The organism is Pedobacter sp., assembly GCF_045628745.1.
Classification (GTDB): domain Bacteria; phylum Bacteroidota; class Bacteroidia; order Sphingobacteriales; family Sphingobacteriaceae; genus Pedobacter.
Window position 1 is genome coordinate 1 of record NZ_JAZQPU010000218.1, and the last position, 2,494, is coordinate 2,494.

General features: G+C 38.3%; 2 protein-coding genes and 1 pseudogene. All 3 read right to left on the bottom strand.

The window, feature by feature from the left end; all coding sequences use genetic code 11:
- A partial coding sequence (locus tag ACR2F7_RS08260; protein ID WP_432713108.1) for a TolC family protein occupies nucleotides 1–642 on the bottom strand: 642 nt, incomplete at its 3' end.
- Nucleotides 643–977: 335 nt separating this feature from the next.
- A complete protein-coding gene (locus tag ACR2F7_RS08265; RefSeq protein WP_432713109.1) occupies nucleotides 978–1,241 on the bottom strand; it encodes a hypothetical protein in 264 nt (87 codons plus the stop codon).
- A 119-nt stretch (nucleotides 1,242–1,360) separates the two neighbouring features.
- Nucleotides 1,361–2,494 (bottom strand): annotated as a pseudogene (locus ACR2F7_RS08270) (IS3 family transposase); the annotation flags it as partial.

Below are 2,494 nucleotides of genomic sequence, written 5' to 3' on the forward strand. Positions count from 1 at the left end.
GTTTCCCTCGTAGTCTATGTTTGTCGATTTTGTATTTTCAATTTCGGCTTTTATTTCATTTACATCACTGGCATAAGCCGTTCCATATTTATAAGCGGCTTCCGTTTTTTCGAGCTGGGTTTGAAGATTAGCGATTTTCAGCTTGTTGAGTTCCGACTGTGCAACTATCAAAAAAACAGAAAAGAAAATTGAATTGATGCGGTCATTGACGGCATAAAGCTCTACTTGTACATTTTGTTTCTGCAAACTTGCGTTGGCATTGATGATTTCCTTTTGATAATGGGTATTGTTACCATCAAACAATAACTGGTCCACCTCCCCCGAAATTCTATATTGGTCTTTGCTTAATTTAGGGGGAAGAAATTGTGCGGGTAAAACACCGCCAAGTAAGTCGCCAAAATCCACTACCTGTGATTGATAGGTAGCCTGTCCAGCAACGTTTAATTGTGGTAAAAATCTTTTATTGGCATTCCTGATGGTATAATCTGCCGACTTATCTACCAAATCCAATTTCTTGATCGCAGGATAGTTTACCTTTGCCAAATGGTAGCATTCCTCCAATGTAAGCTGTCCGGTCTGTGCATTGGCGAAGCTAAAAGCCAACAACCAAATGCTTAAAGCTAAAAATGTTTTGTTGATCATCTTATATTTCGTTTTAATTGTTTGATTAACTTAAGTACAAAAAATTGACTTCCATTAGCATTGGTTTGTTGATAAAATGATAATGGTATGGTTTAAGTCACATCAAATAATAGAACGAAATGGTTAACCATCTTTATCCGTTAAGTGAATGAATTACAATCTTCTGCCTATCTACTTTATCTTCAACTTAGTAAAACTGTTTTTTTGTAATCCTCGCTCTGAGTAAAGGGGGAATGGATTAGCAATTCCACCTCGAAATTATGTGTGTATTCTTGCGAGATCTTATTATTTTCTGGAATGGGTTGGATATTCCTTTCTTTTAAACGGTGAATATGTTATAATCTATATCCCACAGAAAAATGGGCAAATGGAAAAATCTGGGATACATTTCTGAAACCTTCATAATAGCCGTTAAGTGTGTATCGTCCTAAACCTACGGCAATTGATAATCGATTTATAATGTTTGCATTTATATCTGCGTTAAGTGTATAGAGTGTATAGGAAGATTTGTTGCCATTGATGGTTATGAAACGACTTCCAAGGCCACTAAGTTCAATACCAAAATGATTATTGAAGTTAATCTGGGTATTCGCTGTCATGTGAATGCCAGGGCCATAGTCGTAGTCCCGGCCTTCACCGTAAAAAAGATACTTATCTGGTACGGCAGCTAAAACAGTTATACCACTTCTGGAATTGCAACAATAAAGTGGACATTCGGTTAAGCTGCAATATTTTGTTTATTTAAGTTTCTTCCATATTCTTCCGGGGACAAGTACCCCAGTGCAGAATGTAGTCTTTTACGAATATACCAGGTTTCTATATACTCAAAAACAATGAGTGCTGCTTGCTCTTTATCTACGAACTTATGTTGGTATACACATTCAGCTTTTTAAAAAAGCTTTCAGCTACTGCATTGTCCCAACAATTTCCTTTTCTGCTCATGCTCCTGGTGATCAACGGATTTGTTTCCAAAAAACACCTGAAGTCATTGCATGCATATTGAACTCCGCGGTCAGAATGAAATATCAGTTCCTGGGTTATCGGACGCCTTTTTCGTGCCATTTTAAACGCAGGTATCACTGTATCAATTGTTTTCATCGTTAAGCTCAATGCCCAGCCTATTATTTTTCTATCACCAAGGTCTATTACCGTGGTCAGGTACAGCCAGCCTTGTTTGGTTCTGATGTATGTGATGTCAGACACCCAAACAGCCCCCAGAATTCCGGGCTTAAAATCACGATCCAATATATTTTCCGGCACAGGAAATTTATGACTGGAGTCTGTGGTGACCTTAAATTTCTTCTTCACAATGCTCCTAAGCTTTGCTTTTCTCATCATCCTGGCCACTCTTGGTCTGGATACTTTGATATCTTTTTTATTCAGTTCCAAGGTAATCCTTGGGCTGCCATATATTTTTTTACTGTTGTCAAAAGCTTGCAGCACTAGATTTCAAGCAGCTGATTTTCAATGCTTCTTTTTGATGGACTACTTGTTGCCACTTGTAAAATCCGCCTCTGCTTACTTTAAATACCGAACACATTTTCTCAACTAAAAATATCCTGCTATGGCCCTTTATGAACCTGAATATTTGTTGTCTCCCTTGGAGAAAATGCTGATAGCCTTTTTTAATATATCGCGCTCCATCTGCGTCTCACGCAGTTCTTTCTTTAAAAGAGCTAATTCTTGCTCTGCTGCTGTGAGTATAACCTTTCCATTTCCAGGAAAACTGCTCCCTTGTTTGCTGGAAAATTCCCTCCGCCAGCGATACAATAAGGTCACACTGATATCTAGTTCTTTAGCTAAAGCACCGAGGTCAGTGCGGGTATTACTCAGTTCAACGCTCATCAGCTTA